At 48.7% G+C, this 15,850-nt stretch carries 13 protein-coding genes and 2 other annotated features; of the genes, 1 reads left to right on the top strand and 12 read right to left on the bottom strand.

All coding sequences use genetic code 11. The features are described from left to right. Nucleotides 1-5: 5 nt before the first annotated feature. The 10 genes from KNP99_RS08485 to KNP99_RS08440 form a co-directional block, all read right to left on the bottom strand. Nucleotides 6-572, bottom strand: a complete 567-nt coding sequence (locus KNP99_RS08485) for an anthranilate synthase component II (RefSeq protein WP_088836627.1) — start codon at nt 570-572, stop codon at nt 6-8. Then, a complete protein-coding gene (gene trpE / locus KNP99_RS08480) occupies nt 569-1,963 on the bottom strand; it encodes an anthranilate synthase component I (RefSeq protein WP_088836626.1) in 1,395 nt (464 codons plus the stop codon). The genes KNP99_RS08485 and trpE overlap by 4 nt, the downstream gene beginning before the upstream one ends. 51 nt (nt 1,964-2,014) lie before the next feature. Further along, nucleotides 2,015-2,261, bottom strand: a binding site (T-box leader). Nucleotides 2,262-2,313: 52 nt separating this feature from the next. Beyond that, nucleotides 2,314-2,547 (bottom strand) — a binding site (T-box leader). Between the two features lie 50 nt (nt 2,548-2,597). Beyond that, the gene (locus tag KNP99_RS08475) at nt 2,598-3,872 is read right to left on the bottom strand and encodes a dihydrolipoamide acetyltransferase family protein (protein WP_214769955.1); all 1,275 of its coding nucleotides are present in this window, start codon (nt 3,870-3,872) and stop codon (nt 2,598-2,600) included. A gap of 13 nt (nt 3,873-3,885) precedes the next feature. Further along, a complete protein-coding gene (locus KNP99_RS08470) occupies nt 3,886-4,869 on the bottom strand; it encodes an alpha-ketoacid dehydrogenase subunit beta (protein WP_214769952.1) in 984 nt (327 codons plus the stop codon). Further along, nucleotides 4,866-5,879, bottom strand: a complete 1,014-nt coding sequence (locus KNP99_RS08465) for a thiamine pyrophosphate-dependent dehydrogenase E1 component subunit alpha (protein ID WP_029333083.1) — start codon at nt 5,877-5,879, stop codon at nt 4,866-4,868. The genes KNP99_RS08470 and KNP99_RS08465 overlap by 4 nt, the downstream gene beginning before the upstream one ends. A gap of 13 nt (nt 5,880-5,892) precedes the next feature. Next, nucleotides 5,893-7,314, bottom strand: a complete 1,422-nt coding sequence (gene lpdA, locus KNP99_RS08460; RefSeq protein ID WP_214845837.1) for a dihydrolipoyl dehydrogenase — start codon at nt 7,312-7,314, stop codon at nt 5,893-5,895. After that, nucleotides 7,284-8,387, bottom strand: coding sequence for a butyrate kinase (gene buk / locus KNP99_RS08455; protein WP_214805189.1), 1,104 nt, complete (start codon nt 8,385-8,387; stop codon nt 7,284-7,286). Before buk ends, lpdA begins: the two co-directional genes overlap by 31 nt. Before the next feature lie 13 nt (nt 8,388-8,400). Further along, the gene (locus KNP99_RS08450; RefSeq protein WP_088836620.1) at nt 8,401-9,525 is read right to left on the bottom strand and encodes a Leu/Phe/Val dehydrogenase; all 1,125 of its coding nucleotides are present in this window, start codon (nt 9,523-9,525) and stop codon (nt 8,401-8,403) included. Between the two features lie 13 nt (nt 9,526-9,538). Continuing rightward, nucleotides 9,539-10,459 (bottom strand): phosphate butyryltransferase, encoded by a 921-nt coding sequence (gene yqiS / locus KNP99_RS08445; RefSeq protein ID WP_214845834.1) that lies wholly within the window; start codon nt 10,457-10,459, stop codon nt 9,539-9,541. A gap of 144 nt (nt 10,460-10,603) precedes the next feature. Then, complete coding sequence (locus KNP99_RS08440; RefSeq protein ID WP_214765375.1) at nt 10,604-12,259, bottom strand: sigma-54 interaction domain-containing protein; 1,656 nt, start codon at nt 12,257-12,259, stop codon at nt 10,604-10,606. 121 nt (nt 12,260-12,380) lie between these two features. Between KNP99_RS08440 and KNP99_RS08435 the strand changes: the two genes are divergently transcribed. Next, a complete protein-coding gene (locus tag KNP99_RS08435) occupies nt 12,381-12,635 on the top strand; it encodes a DUF2627 family protein (RefSeq protein WP_029333078.1) in 255 nt (84 codons plus the stop codon). A 783-nt stretch (nt 12,636-13,418) separates the two neighbouring features. On the opposite strand, the gene spo0A is transcribed toward KNP99_RS08435, so the two are convergent. Then, nucleotides 13,419-14,132: a sporulation transcription factor Spo0A gene (gene spo0A, locus KNP99_RS08430; RefSeq protein ID WP_029333077.1), complete on the bottom strand. Its 714-nt coding sequence runs from the start codon at nt 14,130-14,132 to the stop codon at nt 13,419-13,421. 3 nt (nt 14,133-14,135) lie between these two features. Next, on the bottom strand, nt 14,136-15,842 hold the full coding sequence (gene recN / locus KNP99_RS08425) for a DNA repair protein RecN (protein WP_214845833.1): 1,707 nt from the start codon (nt 15,840-15,842) through the stop codon (nt 14,136-14,138). Nucleotides 15,843-15,850 lie beyond the last annotated feature (8 nt).

Below are 15,850 nucleotides of genomic sequence, written 5' to 3'. Positions count from 1 at the left end.
TCTTGTCACTCCCCTGTCAGTTCAATGAATCGTTTAACGATTTGTTTTCCGTCGATCGTTCCGACCGACTCTGGGTGAAACTGAATCCCGTACGTCGGGTGTTCGATATGTTCAAATGCCATGATCGTCCCGTCTACTGTTTCCGCCGTAATGCGTAACACGTCGGGTGCGGTCTGCCGGTCGACAATCAGTGAATGATACCGCATGACTTCGAATTGTTCTGCGAGTCCCTTAAATAAGTTCCCGTTCTGTCGAATCATCGATGTCTTGCCGTGCATGATGTCCGTTGCCTGGACGACTTGTCCCCCGAAGGCTTGTCCGATTGCTTGGTGACCAAGACAGACGCCAAGGATTGGAATCGAACCGGACAGTTGTTTGATGACATCTAGACAAATCCCGGCATCATTCGGATTACCTGGTCCCGGCGATAAAATGATTCCGTCCGGTTGCAAGTCTTGAATGCCTTCGATTGTCATCGCATCGTTACGGACGACTTGTACGGCGGTATGTTCCGCCGCATATTGATACAGGTTATAGGTAAAGGAATCATAGTTATCAATCAATAAAATCATTTCCAAACCTCCAGTAACGACTTCGCTTTATGCAATGTCTCTTCATATTCGAGCGTCGGGTCCGAGTCATAGACGATTCCGGCACCGGCTTGGACATAGGCCGTACCGTCCTTGATGACCATCGTCCGGATTGCGAGTGCAAAATCAAGATTTCCACTGACATCGAAGTAACCGACGGCGCCCGCATACACTTCCCGCTTCAACGTTTCATACTGTTCAATCAATTGCATCGCCCGAATTTTCGGCGCCCCGGAGACCGTTCCAGCGGGTAAACAAGAAATCAAGGCGTCGGCTCCTGTCTGCCCGTTCGCTAACGTCCCTTCGACGACGGAGACAAGATGCATCACGTTTTTGAAACGTTCGATTTCCATGTAGCGCGATACGTTAATGCTTCCGACCTGACAGACCTTGCCGAGATCGTTGCGGCCAAGATCGACGAGCATCCGATGTTCGGCACGCTCCTTCTCGTCTGCAACGAGCTCAGCTGCCAACCGTTCGTCTTCTTGTTTCGTTTGTCCTCTGCGCCGTGTCCCGGCGATCGGATTCGTCGTCACGCGTCTTCCCTTGACCTGAACGAGACTTTCCGGCGATGCCCCAAGGACAATCAACTCGCCGAGGTCGATATAAAAGAGATAAGGGCTCGGGTTGTCTTGCCGTAACTTCCGGTAGAAGTGAAACGGATCCCCCGCGAAGGTCGCATCGAGTCGTTGCGATAACACCAGTTGGAAGACGTCTCCTTGCCGAATATGTTGTTTCGCTTGTTCCACGAGCTGGATAAAATCTTCCTTCTCCATCTGCGGCTGATATGAAATGTTTTCAAGGGGACGTTCCAGTAAGGTTTGCTCCCCTGTCCGTTCGAGTTGTTGCTTTCTTTGTTCTAACCGCTCCATCATTTCACTGCGGTCCGTCACACCACCGAGTGACGTATGGACCAAGTGGACGCGATGTTCAAGATGATCGTATAAAATGATTTCATCATAGACGGCGAGTAACGCATCCGGTAGGTTCCGGTCAATCTTTGGCATCACTCCGATGTTTTCATAGGCGCGAATCGTGTCATAGCCGACGTAACCGATCGCCCCACTTAAAAAGGGTAAGTCCAGTTCACTTGTTGGTCGTGTGATGTAGTGTTGCAGTAAATGGACCGGATCGCCGATCGTCGTAACCGATTCGTCCGTCTTTAAATCATGCCGCGTGACTTGATTCCCCTCTGCCCGTAGCAAAGCGACTGGGTCGACCCCGATGATTGAGTAACGTGCATTCCCGGACTGGGTCGAACTTTCGAGTAAACACTTTCGATTCCCGTCGATCCGTCGAAAAATCGAAATTGGTGTCAGCTCGTCCCCGTTCATCTCAAGTCGTTCGATTACTAATTCTTCTGTCTGAATCATCCTGATTTCGCCTCCTGGTATAAAAAAAGTCCTCCACATAGCAATTGCTACATGGAGGACGATTAACTCGCGGTGCCACCTCGATTGGAACGGTTGTTGCGTTCCCACTTTTCCGGTGCTTCCTCATTTCAAGGACACCGTAGCCTGCGATAACGGGGGCTTCCGTCATGACCTACTGTAAATTCAGCCATGCTCTCATGAGACCATTCATTAAACCTCCCTGTGCCGAAATCCCACCTTTCTCCGGCTCTCTGAAACAGTGATGTGTTTAACTACTTAACTCATTCATCGATTTTTTTATGTTGTTGTATACGAAAAGGGTCTTCCTGTCCATTCATGTGATCATTCACATGAAGGACGGGAAAACCCGCGGTACCACCTTCGTTGACTATCCAATAGTCCCCTCGAACGAACCGGCGCACCTGATTCGTCGTCCTCGATAACGGGAGGTCACCGTCAGAGCCTACTTCAAGTTCGGTCTGATGCTCAAAAGCCCATTCACCTGTTTCCCGATACTGATTCGCACCACCCATCAGCTCTCTTCAATCGTTTCACGGGCTACTCTTCTTCGTCGTAGCGTTATGTTGTTCAATTGTTTATTATATTACGTCGCTTCGGGCGACCTGTCAACTATTTAGTATAAAGCGAGTTGATCCGGGTCAATCGATTCGAGCGCCTGCTTGACGGTCTGCAGGAATTGACCGGCCACTAACCCGTCAAGTACACGGTGATCAATCGACATACATAAGTTGACCATGTCACGTGCTGCGAACATGCCGTTGACCCAAACCGGGCGCTTGACGATTGATTCGACGGATAAAATCGCCGCTTGCGGGAAGTTCAAGATCGGTGCCGATTGGATCGAACCGAACGAACCCGTGTTATTGACGGTAAACGTACCACCTTGCATCTCGCTTGACGATAACTTACCGGCCTGCGCCCGTTTACCGAAGTCATCGATTGCCCGAGCGAGTCCTTTAATGCTCAGTTCATCCGCATGTTTGACGACCGGGACGAATAACGCTTCTTGCGTCGCGACGGCGAGTGATAAGTTGATTGCCCGTTTTTGAATGATTTTATCGCCTGCCCACTGCGAGTTCATGATTGGGTGTTTCTTCAGTCCTTCGACTGTCGCTTTCATGAAGAACGGTAAAAACGTCAATTTGACGCCTTCTTGTTTGAAGAACTGATCTTTATGACGATTCCGTGCTTCGACCAGATTCGTCACGTCGACTTCAACCATCAACCAGGCGTGCGGTGCTTCTTGTTTCGAGCGCACCATGTTACTCGCGATCGCTTGACGGACACCTGCCGTCGGAATTTCAATATCGCCGTCTTCCGTCGTACTCATCGTCGGTTTTGGCGCAGACTTCGGTGCCGGTGCCTCGACTGCCGCTTCCGCTTTTGTCGGTACGGTCTCAATCGTTGGTGCCTCGACAACATCCGGTTGATTGACCTGACCGGATTCAACGAGTTTCAGCAAGTCTTTGCGTGTAATCCGACCACCCGCTCCCGTCCCGTTGACGTGATCGAGATTGATGCCGTGTTCTGCTGATAACTTCAGCACAGCTGGTGAATAGCGTTTTTTCATCGACTGATCCGTTTCTACCGTCTGCTCTTTTACAGCCGGGATTTCTTCTTCGGTCGCTGCGACTTCCGTCGATCCACCACTGACTTGTAACGTGACGATTGCTTCCCCGACTTGGAGCGTGTCCCCTTCTTCAGCGAGCAGCTTGTCGATGACACCATCAAACGATGATGGTACTTCGGCTGTCACTTTATCGGTGATGACTTCAGCAATCGGATCATATTTTTTGACAGTGTCTCCTGGTTTGACGAGCCATAACGAAATCGTTCCTTCCGTCACGCTCTCACCAAGTTGTGGCATCGTTAATGTTTCTGTCTTCATTGACGGGTCCCCCTCAGTACGCGTAGAGCGTCCGGATTTTATCTTCAATTTTTTCGCTTGAGATATTAAAGAATTTCTCCATCGTCGGTGCATATGGCATCGCCGGTACATCGGGTCCGCACAATCGTTCGACTGGTGCATCAAGATCGAACAACGCTTCTTCCGCGATAATCGCCGAGACTTCACTCATGACACTGCCTTCTTTATTGTCTTCCGTCACGAGCAAGACTTTACCCGTTTTTTGTGCCGCTGCGACGACTGCCGCCCGGTCAATCGGATAGACCGTCCGAAGATCAAGGATATGGACGTCGATGCCGTCTTTTTCAAGACGTACTGCTGCGTCAAGCGCCATTTGGACACAAAGTCCGTATGAGATGACGGTGACGTCTTCTCCGTCCCGTTTGACATCGGCCTTCCCGATTTCAACCGTGTAATCTTCTTCCGGAACTTCACCTTTTAACAACCGGTAGCCCCGTTTATGTTCAAAGAACAGCACAGGATCATTCGAGCGAATCGCAGCCTTCAATAACCCTTTGGCATCGTATGGGTTTGACGGAATGACGATTTTTAGACCCGGCGTCGAATTGAACATCGCTTCGACCGATTGTGAATGGTACAACGCACCATGAATGCCGCCGCCAAAGGGTGCGCGGATGACGATTGGACAAATCCAGTCATTGTTCGAACGGTACCGGATTTTTGCCGCTTCACTGACGATTTGGTTGACGGCCGGCATGATGAAGTCGGCGAACTGCATCTCAGCAATCGGACGCATGCCATACATGGCGGCTCCGATTCCAACACCTGCAATCGCACTCTCAGCGAGTGGTGCATCGATGACACGTTCTTCCCCGAACTGCTCGAGCAATCCTTGTGTCGCCCGGAATACTCCACCACGGACACCGACGTCTTCTCCTAAGATAAAGACGGAATCATCCCGTTCCATTTCTTCTTTGATTGCGCTATTGATGGCTTCAATTAAACTTAATGTCGTCATTTCGTTTCCTCCTCGTCGTACACGTAACGAAGTGCGTTTTCCGGTAAGTCATACGCCGCTGCTTCTGCATAAGCCGTCGCTTCTTCGACTTCACGTTCGAGCGTCGTCTCGATTTCTGTCGCTGACTCCTCCGTCAAGACACCCATATCAATCAATTTCGCACGGAAAATCTTGATGCCGTCACGTGTTTTCAGTTCTGCCAGTTCTTCTGCCGAACGGTATGATTTGTCATCATCGTCTGACGAGTGGGGGACAAGACGTTCAACTTCGACTTCGATTAACGTCGGACCTTCCCCACGAATGCCACGGTCACGTGCTTCCTTGACTGCTTTATAGACGGCGAGTGGATCAATCCCGTCAATCGTCACACCCGGCATGCCATAGCCGATTGCGCGGTCTGCGACATGTTTCGCTGACAATTGTTTCGAGAGGGGTGTTGAAATCGCATATTTATTGTTCTCACAGAATAGAATGACCGGTAATTTATGAATCCCGGCAAAGTTTGCTCCTTCGTGGAAATCCCCTTGGTTCGATGATCCTTCACCAAACGAAACGTACGCAACAAGTGGTTCCTTACGCATTTTCGCAGCCAGGGCGATCCCGACCGCATGCGGGACTTGTGTCGTGACAGGACTCGATCCCGTGACGATGTTTAAAGCACGTGAGCCATAGTGTCCCGGCATTTGACGTCCACCTGAGTTTGGATCTTCCGCTTTCGCGAACGCAGACAACATGATGTCACGCGATGTTTGACCAAAATGAAGGACGACCCCTAAATCACGGTAGTACGGTAAAATATAATCCGTTCCTTTTTCGAGTGCGAATGCCGCACCGACTTGCGCCGCCTCTTGCCCCTGGCAAGAAACGAGGAACGGAATCTTACCTGCCCGGTTCAATTTCCACATCCGCTCATCGATTTTTCGTGCCCGTACCATCGTCTCGAACATCTGGATTGCATCCTGCTCCGTCAGTCCGAGCTCAACGAGTTCTTTAAATTCTATTTTTTCCATCTGTTATTCCTCCTTATGCGTGAACCGCTAATCCGTCAACTGCTAATGCTGCTTCACCGAATGCTTCTGACAGGGCCGGGTGCGGGTGAACGAGCTGCCCGACTTCCCATGCCGTCGCATTCAAGACAAGCGCCAGCCCGCCTTCGCTAATCAGTTCCGTTGCTTTTGGTCCGACGATATGGACACCGACTAAATCGTCCGTTTCGGCATCAGAGACCAGCTTGATGAACCCGGCGGCTTCACCTTCGATGCGTGCCTTACCGAGTCCGTTAAACGAAAACATCCCCGTTTTGATGTCCATGCCGGCATTTTTTGCTTCTGCTTCCGTCAGACCGACCGAAGCAGCTTCCGGTACACTGTAGATACAGCGTGGGACAAACGCGTAATTGAGTGGCGTCGTCGATCCATTGACGATTGCTTCGACCGCTTTTGCGCCTTCAGCAGATGCAACGTGTGCCAGTTGCAGACGTCCGATGACATCGCCAATCGCATAGATATGATTGTCTTTTGTCCGGAAATCATCATCGACTTGAATAAACCCATTTTCGACGATGATGTTCGTATTCTCAAGCCCAATCCCTTCGACGTTCGCCATCCGTCCGATCGCGACAAGCAACTTGTCCGCCGCAAGCGTCGTGATGTCACCATTTCGATCGACGTCGATCGTCACACCGGACTCCGTCATCTTGAAGCTGTCACTTTGCGCAGCCGCGCTCGTCAAAATCTTGACCCCGCGTTTTTTCAACTGACGAGCGACTTCACGACTGACCGCCTGATCTTCAGTCGGTAAAATCCGGTCGCTGAACTCGACGACCGTGACATTGACATCAAAGTCCGTCAACATCGATGCCCACTCGATTCCGATGACCCCCCCGCCGATGATGACGATCGAGTCAGGTAACGCATTCATGTCGAGTGCTTCATCCGAGCTGAGGACATATTCGGAATCAAACGACAGACCGGCTAGCGGACGCGGACGTGATCCTGTCGCGACAATCAATTGGCGCGGTAAAATCAATTCCCCTTCCCCTTCTTCCGGTTCGACACTGATTGTCCCCGGCATCGGTGAAAAGATGCTTGGTCCAAGAATCGATCCCCGACCATGGAAGACTTCGATCTTGCCTTTTTTCATCAAATGTTGAATCCCGGATTCCAGTCCATCGATGATGTCTTGTTTCCGTTGTTTGACCTGTTCGAATCGTAAAAACGACTCCGGTACGTCGACGCCATATGTAGCGGCGTGTTTGACTGTCTGATAGACCGCTGCTGATTTCAAGAGTGCCTTTGAAGGGATACAACCACGGTGTAAACAGGTTCCCCCGAGTTTTCCTTGTTCTACGATTGCAACCGTCTTGCCGGCTTGTGCAGCGCGAATTGCTGCGACATAACCGCCCGGTCCGCCACCTAAGACAACGACGTCGAATTCTCTAGCCATGTTGGTTCGCCTCCATATTCCTTAACTTCTTCTTCTCCACGTAAAACGCGTATTACACCTTCCGCAAGTGCACGTAACTCATCTTCACCCGGAATCCGGATCACTTGTCCGAGGTGTGCGACGCGTTCTTCGATTGCACTCGTCAACCGGTCGCTGTATGCTAAGCCACCTGTTAAAATGATGGCATCGATTTGACCATATAAGACTGCACTTTGGGCAGCAATTTCTTTTGCAATCCGGTAAGCCATCGCGTCGTACAGTAAGGCAGCCTTCTCGTCCCCGGCATCGATTCGACGTTCAATTTCGATTGCGTCAAATGTCCCTAGGTGCGCGACAAGTCCGCCTGACCCTACGACCAGACGCTTCATTTCCTCGAGTTTATACTTGGTACTATAACATAGTTCTATTAGTTGACCAACAGGAAGGGACCCACTTCGTTCCGGCGAAAATGAGCCTTCCCCGTCAAGACCATTATTGACATCGATGACCCGTCCGTCGAGATGTGCACCGACGGTAATCCCGCCCCCCATGTGTGCAACGATCAGACGCATTTCCTCATACGGCATCTCCGCTTGTTTCGCATATCGTTTCGCGACTGCTTTTTGATTCAAGGCATGAAAAATGCTTTTGCGTTCAAGTTCAGGTAATCCCGTAAGTCGGGCAATCGGCTCAAGTTCATCTACGACGACCGGATCGACGATGAACGATGGAATCGATAACGTGCGAGCGATTTCGTCTGCTAGTAGACCTCCGAGATTCGATGCATGGACCCCAAAAATGCCACTCAATAAATCTTCACGCATTTCCTGGTTGACGGCATACGTCCCACTGACGAGCGGACGAAGCAGGCCGCCGCGTCCAACAACCGCAGTAAGCGCTTTCAATTCAATCTTTTCTTGTGCCAATACATCCAACACCACTTGACGCCGTATTTCCAGCTGAGCGTGAAGCGGTCCTCCGACCGCTTCAGCTGGGTGGCGTAACGTCTTCGCAAACAACTGCTCCGTTCCTTCGAAGATTCCAATCTTCGTCGAAGTCGAGCCTGGATTGATCGTTAAAATACGTTCGCTCATCTGAATCCTCCTCTTATCCGCGTGACCCTAAGATATTTTTATCACGACGTAAGAATTGACTGCGTGCACTGCGCATCGTCGCAATCCGCTCTTCTGCCATTTTTTCAGCTGCACGATACGTCGGCAAGTGGTCACGTTTTGAAATCTCGATGACTTTTGCGACAGCGTCATACACAAGTTCAACTTTTTTCATTGCCCGGTCACGGTTGTATCCATCCAGTTCGTCCGCGACGTTGATGACACCACCTGCATTGATGACGAAGTCTGGCGCGTACAGAATACCGCGTTCTTCGAGCATGTCACCGTGGCGATCTTCTTTCAGCTGGTTGTTTGCCGCACCGGCGATGACTTTGACTTTCAGTTGAGGAATCGTTTCGTCGTTCAATGTTGCCCCAAGCGCACATGGTGCGAAGATATCGGCGTCAACGCTGTAAATTTCATCTGGTCCGACAATTAAAGCACCGAATGCTTCTTCCGCACGACGTAAGGCATCTTGATTGATGTCCGTGACGATTAATTTTGCTCCTTCTTCATGGAGATGACGGCAAAGATTGAATGCCACGTTCCCGACACCTTGGATGGCAATTGTTTTTCCACCAAGCGAATCTGTTCCGTAGACTTCTTTGGCTGCTGCTTTCATCCCACGGTAAACACCGTACGCTGTGACCGGTGACGGGTTTCCGCTTGAACCGAAGGCTGGACTGACACCTGTCACGAAATCTGTTTCCATGTGAATGTAATCCATGTCAGCGACCGTCGTATTGACATCCTCCGCTGTGATGTAACGCCCGTTCAATGACTGGACATAACGGCCGAACGCACGGAATAATGCTTCTGATTTTTGAGTTTTTGCATCACCGATGATGACGGCTTTCCCGCCACCGAGGTTGAGGCCCGCTGCTGCATTTTTATACGTCATCCCTTTTGATAAACGAAGAGCATCAACTAATGCTTCCTCGTCAGATGCATAGTTCCACATACGAAGACCGCCAAGCGCTGGACCGAGCGTCGTATCGTGGATGGCGATGATGGCTTTTAACCCCGAAACTTTATCATGACAGAACACGACTTGTTCATAATCTTCCATTTCCATTGTTTCAAAGATACTAAAGCGTGTTTCTACATTTGTTTCAACCATTTTAAGTTCCTCCTCAGATTGTTTGTTTGATTTTTTTCGTTTGTTGCGCATTAAGTAAAGCAAAGGCTAATGAATAGAGTTTCGCTTCTGCCGTATCTGCCCGACTTGTCAATACGACGGGTGCTTTCGCTCCAACTAAAATGGCCGCGACTGAAGCATGTGCAAAATACATCAGTGATTTATAAATGACGTTCCCGACTTCAATTTGTGGCACGACAAGAAGATCTGCTGCCCCCGCAACGTCACCTGTCAGTCCTTTTTGTTTGGCTGCGTCTAGATTGACGGCGTTATCAAGCGCGAGTGGTCCATCGACAAGGCAATCCTTGATTTGACCGCGGCGGTTCATCTGTGTCAATAAGGCGGCGTCGATCGTCGCCTGCATTGTCGGATTAACGACCTCGACTGCTGCGAGGACGGCTACTTTCGGAAGTATATAGCCGATTGCGCGAAGTGCCGATACCCCGTTTTCAATGATGTGGACCTTATCTTCAAGCGTCGGTGCGATATGGATTGCAGCATCCGTCAAACCAATTGCCGATTCGCGACCTGCTACTTCAAACAATGCGACATGAGATAAGACGTTCCCCGAACGTAATCCCATCTCTTTGTTCAGAACGGCTTTCATGAACGTTGCTGTCGGAACAAGTCCTTTCATCAAGACGCTCGCATCCCCTTTACGTACAGCGTAAGCTGCACGTTCTGCTGCCTCTTGAGCAGTCGCAGTGTGTGTGATCACAAATTGCGACTCTGACAATCCACGCGCATGGATCATCTGTTGAATCCGGGTCGCATCCCCAAATAAATGAAAGCGAGCTAAATCATGTTCAATCGCAAGTGCGACGGCGTCCATGACTTCTTCGTCATCCGCGGAAGCAATCGCAACGATTGAATCCTCAAGCTGAGCAGCTTGTTTTAGCATTTGATCAAACTTCACTTTGTTTCCCCCTAACCTGTCATTCAATTATTTAATAGCAATTTTCGTGCCATAATGAAAACGCTATCTTTCCGGCATGAACCCTTTCTTAATTTTGCATTTAATTGCATTTAATGCAATATGTTGCACGCAAAAAACTGCAAATTATTGATAAATATTAAATCGCTCCACTTTATAATACAAAGCACGCAAGGAAATGCCGAGTTGTTTTGCGGCTTCTGTTTTATTGCCATCAAAAGCCTCGAGAGCTTCGCGAATCAAACGTTCCTCGACATAAGACATCTCGTCAGACAGATGCTTAATTTCTTTTTTAGGACGTTCAACTTGTTTTTTAGCGACCGGATAATCGAGCTGGAGGTGGCCTTTTCGTAAAACATCTTCCGTCTTGTCCGTAAAGATCAACGCACGACCGATGACATTCTCAAGCTCACGGACATTTCCTTTCCACTCCTGCTTTCGAATCACTTCCAGTGCATCTTCCGAAATCCGGGCGACGGACCGGCCATAACTTTGATTTAACTTCCGTAGCAAGTGCGTTGATAGCGGCAAAAGATCATCCGGGCGTTCACGCAAGGCTGGTATGTGAATCGGAAGTCGATTGATCCGGTAGTAAAGATCTTCGCGAAACTCACCGGTAATGATTTTTTGCTCCAGGTTCGCATTTGTCGCTGCAATGATTCTTACATCGACCGGTACCGATTTCGTCCCACCGACGCGAACGACTTCATTTTCTTGTAAGACCCGTAATAACTTCACTTGTACATCGAGCGGCAGTTCTCCAATTTCATCAAGAAAAAGTGATCCGCCATGCGCCTCTTCAAAATAACCACGCTTTCCACCACGGCGCGCTCCCGAGAACGCTCCTTCTTCATAACCAAACAGCTCACTCTCTAACAGACTTGGAGCGATTGCTGCACAGTTAACACGGACAAGCTGTTCGTATCGCCGCTCACTCGCAGCGTGAATCGCATGCGCAAACAATTCTTTGCCTGTTCCTGACTCTCCCCGAATCAAGACATTAACCGGCATCGTTGCAGCAAGCTTTGCTTGATCGACGACGAAACGCATCGCTTCACTTTCAGCGATGATATCGTCAAAGGTATATTTCGCCTCGAGTGTCCGAATTTTTTGACGTGCCGCCTTCAATTCTTTCGCGAGCGCCTTCATTTCAGAAATATCACGAATGACACCAACCGACCCCCGAACTTGCCCATCCACGACGACCGGTTCCGCATTGACGATGATATCACGTCGATCGTGACCAATCTTCATCCGCGCATCACGAACACTTTCACCCGTCTCAAGGACGCGCAGGTGAACCGACTCCTGCATCCCGATGTCAGCGCTTGCTGGTTTACCGATGACGTCCTGTCCACTGTACCCCGTCATTCGTGTATAGGCCGGATTGATTAACATCGTTTGACCGTCTTGATCGGCAACCGAAATTGCCTCACTTGTACAATGGATGATGGCTTCAAGCATTCGTTCTTTTTCCGTCAGCCGTTCAATCAGAACACGTACGAATTCCCCCGGCAGAACGGCTGCTTCGGGAAAGAATTGAATCAACTGTTCGAATACGCCACGTTTTCCCGTCGCATCGATGATGAAGTCGACCGTCGTTCCTTCAAAGGCCGTCCAAGATGTCTCAACACGAATTTCTCCGCGTCTTGCCAGCTGAAGACCTGGTGCTTGTTCATTTGAATCAACGACTCCGATGACCGTCAAGAGCGGTGAACGTTGGAAGGCATGTAGCACTTCCGTCCCGCCTTGTCCGGCACCAACAATCAGAAGATGGTGCATCGTTATTCCCCCTTTGAAACTGCTTACATCTTTATCCTACCTATAATAAAACAAGAGGGCAAACCCGATTCGCAGTCTTACCTGATTTTTGATACAATACGCTTGGAAAGGGGTCACTTCTATGCGAATCATCGGACTACTAACTTTATTGATTCCTGGCATCATTGGAGCCATCGGAATCAAACTTATGCGTGACAGTGTCTTTTTAATTGCCCAGTTCCCGTTTGCATACCTTGGGGACTCGGCCTATGTATATGTTTTACAGGGGGTTGTCGGACTCGCCTTAGCGATGGGTGGGATTGGTTTTGTCGCAGGGTATGTTTTTTATCGTGATAAGAAACGTGGAAAAGTCTCCGAACGGTATCAAAAAAAGTGAACACAGAAAAAGGTCCCCATCTCTTGAACTCATTTCAAGCGCGGGACCTTTTACTCATATAAAGTTGGATTCACGTACGGATGAACTCCTCTCATAGTAGAACTATTCGTGTACTTCAATACCATAGGTTGTCCTCTTAATGAAGAGGTTGAAAGAAATCAGATCTGGCTATCGAGCGATCGATAGAATGGTGATACTACTCCATTATCTGACTGTACTTGGACCTAGGTGAAGCTTAATGTCATCCGCTTCGAGCAGTAACACTTTCGGTTGCTAACAATCACTGCTAGACAACACTCCTTTTCACGAACTGTACTTGTATCTCGGACATTTACGTTACCTTCCACTTTCCCCTTGCTTTGAAATCATGGAAGTCCCTATCACTTCGAGATTCTCATCTAGAAATGATACGAAAGGTCTTGATAAAACATCTATCAAGAGAATGTTGTCCATCATTCTTGAGCTATTTACAGGTAGCGTCCTGAGATGAGGCTTGTAGAATGGGTTCTCCGGAAACCGATTCGACTCGACGTTCATCTGACGTCTTTCCAAATGATTTGGTACCTTTATTATAACAAACATTTCAGTTTATGCAATGTTTTTTTATTGAATATTCTAATAAATATAAATAATTTCTTTTATTACTTCGTCACTCGCGCCTCTCACATCTCCCCCTCTTCGTTCTCACGGACGAGCTATCAGCTTTACAAGGTACTCTTTCTAGCAAAAATCATTTTGATCCACAGTAAAGACCACTCGATCTCACGGATCGAGTGGTCAATTTCAAGACGGTTTCATATAATTTGAGACGTACGAGATGAACTCGGAATTTTTCGGACTCTTTTCTTGTTCAATCCGGCCTGTGAACAGGGTATGATCACTCATCCCTTCTTTCCAGGCCGATTTGATGGCATGGCGCATCGCCCGTTCCACACGGGAAGATGTCGTTTTATGGGTGCGGGCAATCGTCGGATATAACTCTTTTGTGATTAATCCGAGCAGCTCTTCACGTTCTAAAACGAGCCCAACCGCATCTTTTAAATAAGTAAATCCTTTAATATGCGGCGCAATCCCGACTTCTCGTAAAACGGTCGCTATTTTCGAATCCATCGTTTCCGGTTGAATCGTTGGATTATTGTTCGTCACAAGGCGAATTTTGTTGACTAACTGATTCATGCTGAACGGTTTCAGCAAGAAATAAGCAGCACCTAACGTCACTGCCTGTTGTGATACCTCATCTTTACCGAAGGCACTCAACATGATGACAGCCGGATTATTTTTTTGTTTCATCAATTCTTCGAGGACCCCTAATCCATCCAGGTGCGGCATGATGATGTCTAGCAACAACACATCGGTCTCGACTTCTTTTAATTTCTCAAGACACTTCTCCCCATCATATGCGACACATACGACTTCCATATCCTCTTGAGTAGCGAGATGCTGGCGAATCAATTCGACCATCTCTCGGTTGTCATCTGCGATCCCGACTCTAATCAATCCTTACACCCCATTTTTAAGCGATTCCTTCATACTCATTGCTTGGTCCATCAATTCTTCCGCATGACGAAGCGTCAAGTCCGTCATATGTGTTCCGGAAATCATCCGTCCAAGCTCATTTCCACGGTCTGCTTCCGTCAAGACGTTGACCTGTGTCGTCGTCCGGTCCGTCTCTTCGACTTTACGAATATAGAGATGCTGATCCGCCATCGAGGCGACTTGCGGCAAGTGTGTAATACAGAGCACTTGTCCTTCAATCGATAAACGATAGATTTTCTCCGCCATTGCTTGCGCGACCCGTCCCGATACCCCCGTATCGACTTCATCAAAAATAATTGATGCGACGCCGAGCGAACGCGAGAAGATTGACTTGAGTCCGAGCATGATCCGAGATAGCTCCCCTCCGGAAGCGACTTTCCCGAGCGATTTAAACGGTTCACCCGCATTGGTCATGATATAAAATTCAATTTGATCGATTCCATTTTTTCGTAAGGCCGGCGTTTTTCCATCTTGCATGAACCGAATTTCGAACCGTGCTTTTTCCATGTAGAGTTCACGCAGTTCTAAATGAATCGCCTCGCCAAGCAACTGTGCCGCTTTTCGGCGTGCCTTCGATAGCTTATTGCCAATCTCAAACAGCTCACTTTCAAGCAACTCGACTTCTGCCTTTAGCTTTTCAATGCGTTCATCACGATTCGTCATCGTATCAAGCTCAATCCCAATTTTTTCACCATAGGCGATGACTTCCTCGATTGTCGCACCATATTTCCGCTTCAGCTGTTGGAAAACAGATAAACGCTGTTCAATTTCGTCTAACCGGTTCGAATCAAACTCTAATGTCTCAAGTTGATCACGAATCGCGTACCCGACTTCTTCAAGACCGTAAAAAGCGCTCGCGATGGCATCACTTTGATTCGCGAACTGATCATCGATGCTCGATGCTTGTTGCAGCTCCCGCATCGCATCCCCAACTGAATCAATCCCGCGCATTTCATCATGAAGCGCATCGTAGGCGGCTTTTAACGAATCGTGCAACTTTTCGAAGTTCGCGAGTCGGTTCCGTTCACTCAACAGTTCATCTTCTTCTCCTTGACGAAGGTTCGCACTCGTGATTTCTTCTGTCTGAAATGATAATAAATCAATCCGTTGTGCAAGTTCCTGCTCACTCTGTGCCAGTGATTGTAATGCCATCCGTTTTTCCTCGTACAGCCCGAACTTTTTTTGATACTCGTGCAGACGCGAGGAAATCGTCTCATGACCAAAATCATCAAGAATCGATTGGTGGTACATATTTTCCATCAAGTGTTGGTGTTCATGTTGACCATGGAGGTCCACGAGCACACGACCGAACTCACGTAAAATCGTCAGCGTGACGAGCTTATTATTGACACGACAAACACTTTTACCAGAAGCAAATAAGTCTCGGCGTAAAATGATGGATCCATCTTCGACGTCGATGCCATATTCCTCAGCTAATGTGTAGACCATATGCCCGTCCTCAATCATGAACAGTCCTTCGAGTTCCGCCTTATCTTCGCCGTAACGAACAAATTCAGCAGAACCCCGTCCGCCAATCAATAAACCGATTGCATCGAGGACGATGGATTTACCAGCACCCGTTTCTCCAGTCAAGACAGTCATTCCTTTTTTGAAATGAATCTGCAGCTGGTCAATGATCGCGAATTGTTTGATCGATAATTCAGCTAACATCTTGTCAA

This window comes from Exiguobacterium sp. s95 (genome assembly GCF_018618655.1).
GTDB classification, from domain to species: domain Bacteria; phylum Bacillota; class Bacilli; order Exiguobacteriales; family Exiguobacteriaceae; genus Exiguobacterium_A; species Exiguobacterium_A oxidotolerans.
Note: the sequence above shows the minus strand (reverse complement) of the source record. Positions and strands in the feature narration are given on the sequence as shown.

What these genes read in the sequence shown, in the direction of transcription:
- trpE (WP_088836626.1), bottom strand. Translation starts at nt 1,963, where the DNA reads ATGATTCAGACAGAAGAATTAGTAATCGAACGACTTGAGATGAACGGG.
- lpdA (WP_214845837.1), bottom strand. Translation starts at nt 7,314, where the DNA reads ATGGCTAGAGAATTCGACGTCGTTGTCTTAGGTGGCGGACCGGGCGGT.
- KNP99_RS08450 (WP_088836620.1), bottom strand. Translation starts at nt 9,525, where the DNA reads ATGGTTGAAACAAATGTAGAAACACGCTTTAGTATCTTTGAAACAATG.
- KNP99_RS08475 (WP_214769955.1), bottom strand. Translation starts at nt 3,872, where the DNA reads ATGAAGACAGAAACATTAACGATGCCACAACTTGGTGAGAGCGTGACG.
- KNP99_RS08435 (WP_029333078.1), top strand. Translation starts at nt 12,381, where the DNA reads ATGCGAATCATCGGACTACTAACTTTATTGATTCCTGGCATCATTGGA.
- KNP99_RS08440 (WP_214765375.1), bottom strand. Translation starts at nt 12,259, where the DNA reads ATGCACCATCTTCTGATTGTTGGTGCCGGACAAGGCGGGACGGAAGTG.
- recN (WP_214845833.1), bottom strand. Translation starts at nt 15,842, where the DNA reads ATGTTAGCTGAATTATCGATCAAACAATTCGCGATCATTGACCAGCTG.
- KNP99_RS08465 (WP_029333083.1), bottom strand. Translation starts at nt 5,879, where the DNA reads ATGGAAAAAATAGAATTTAAAGAACTCGTTGAGCTCGGACTGACGGAG.
- buk (WP_214805189.1), bottom strand. Translation starts at nt 8,387, where the DNA reads ATGAGCGAACGTATTTTAACGATCAATCCAGGCTCGACTTCGACGAAG.
- KNP99_RS08470 (WP_214769952.1), bottom strand. Translation starts at nt 4,869, where the DNA reads ATGACGACATTAAGTTTAATTGAAGCCATCAATAGCGCAATCAAAGAA.
- KNP99_RS08485 (WP_088836627.1), bottom strand. Translation starts at nt 572, where the DNA reads ATGATTTTATTGATTGATAACTATGATTCCTTTACCTATAACCTGTAT.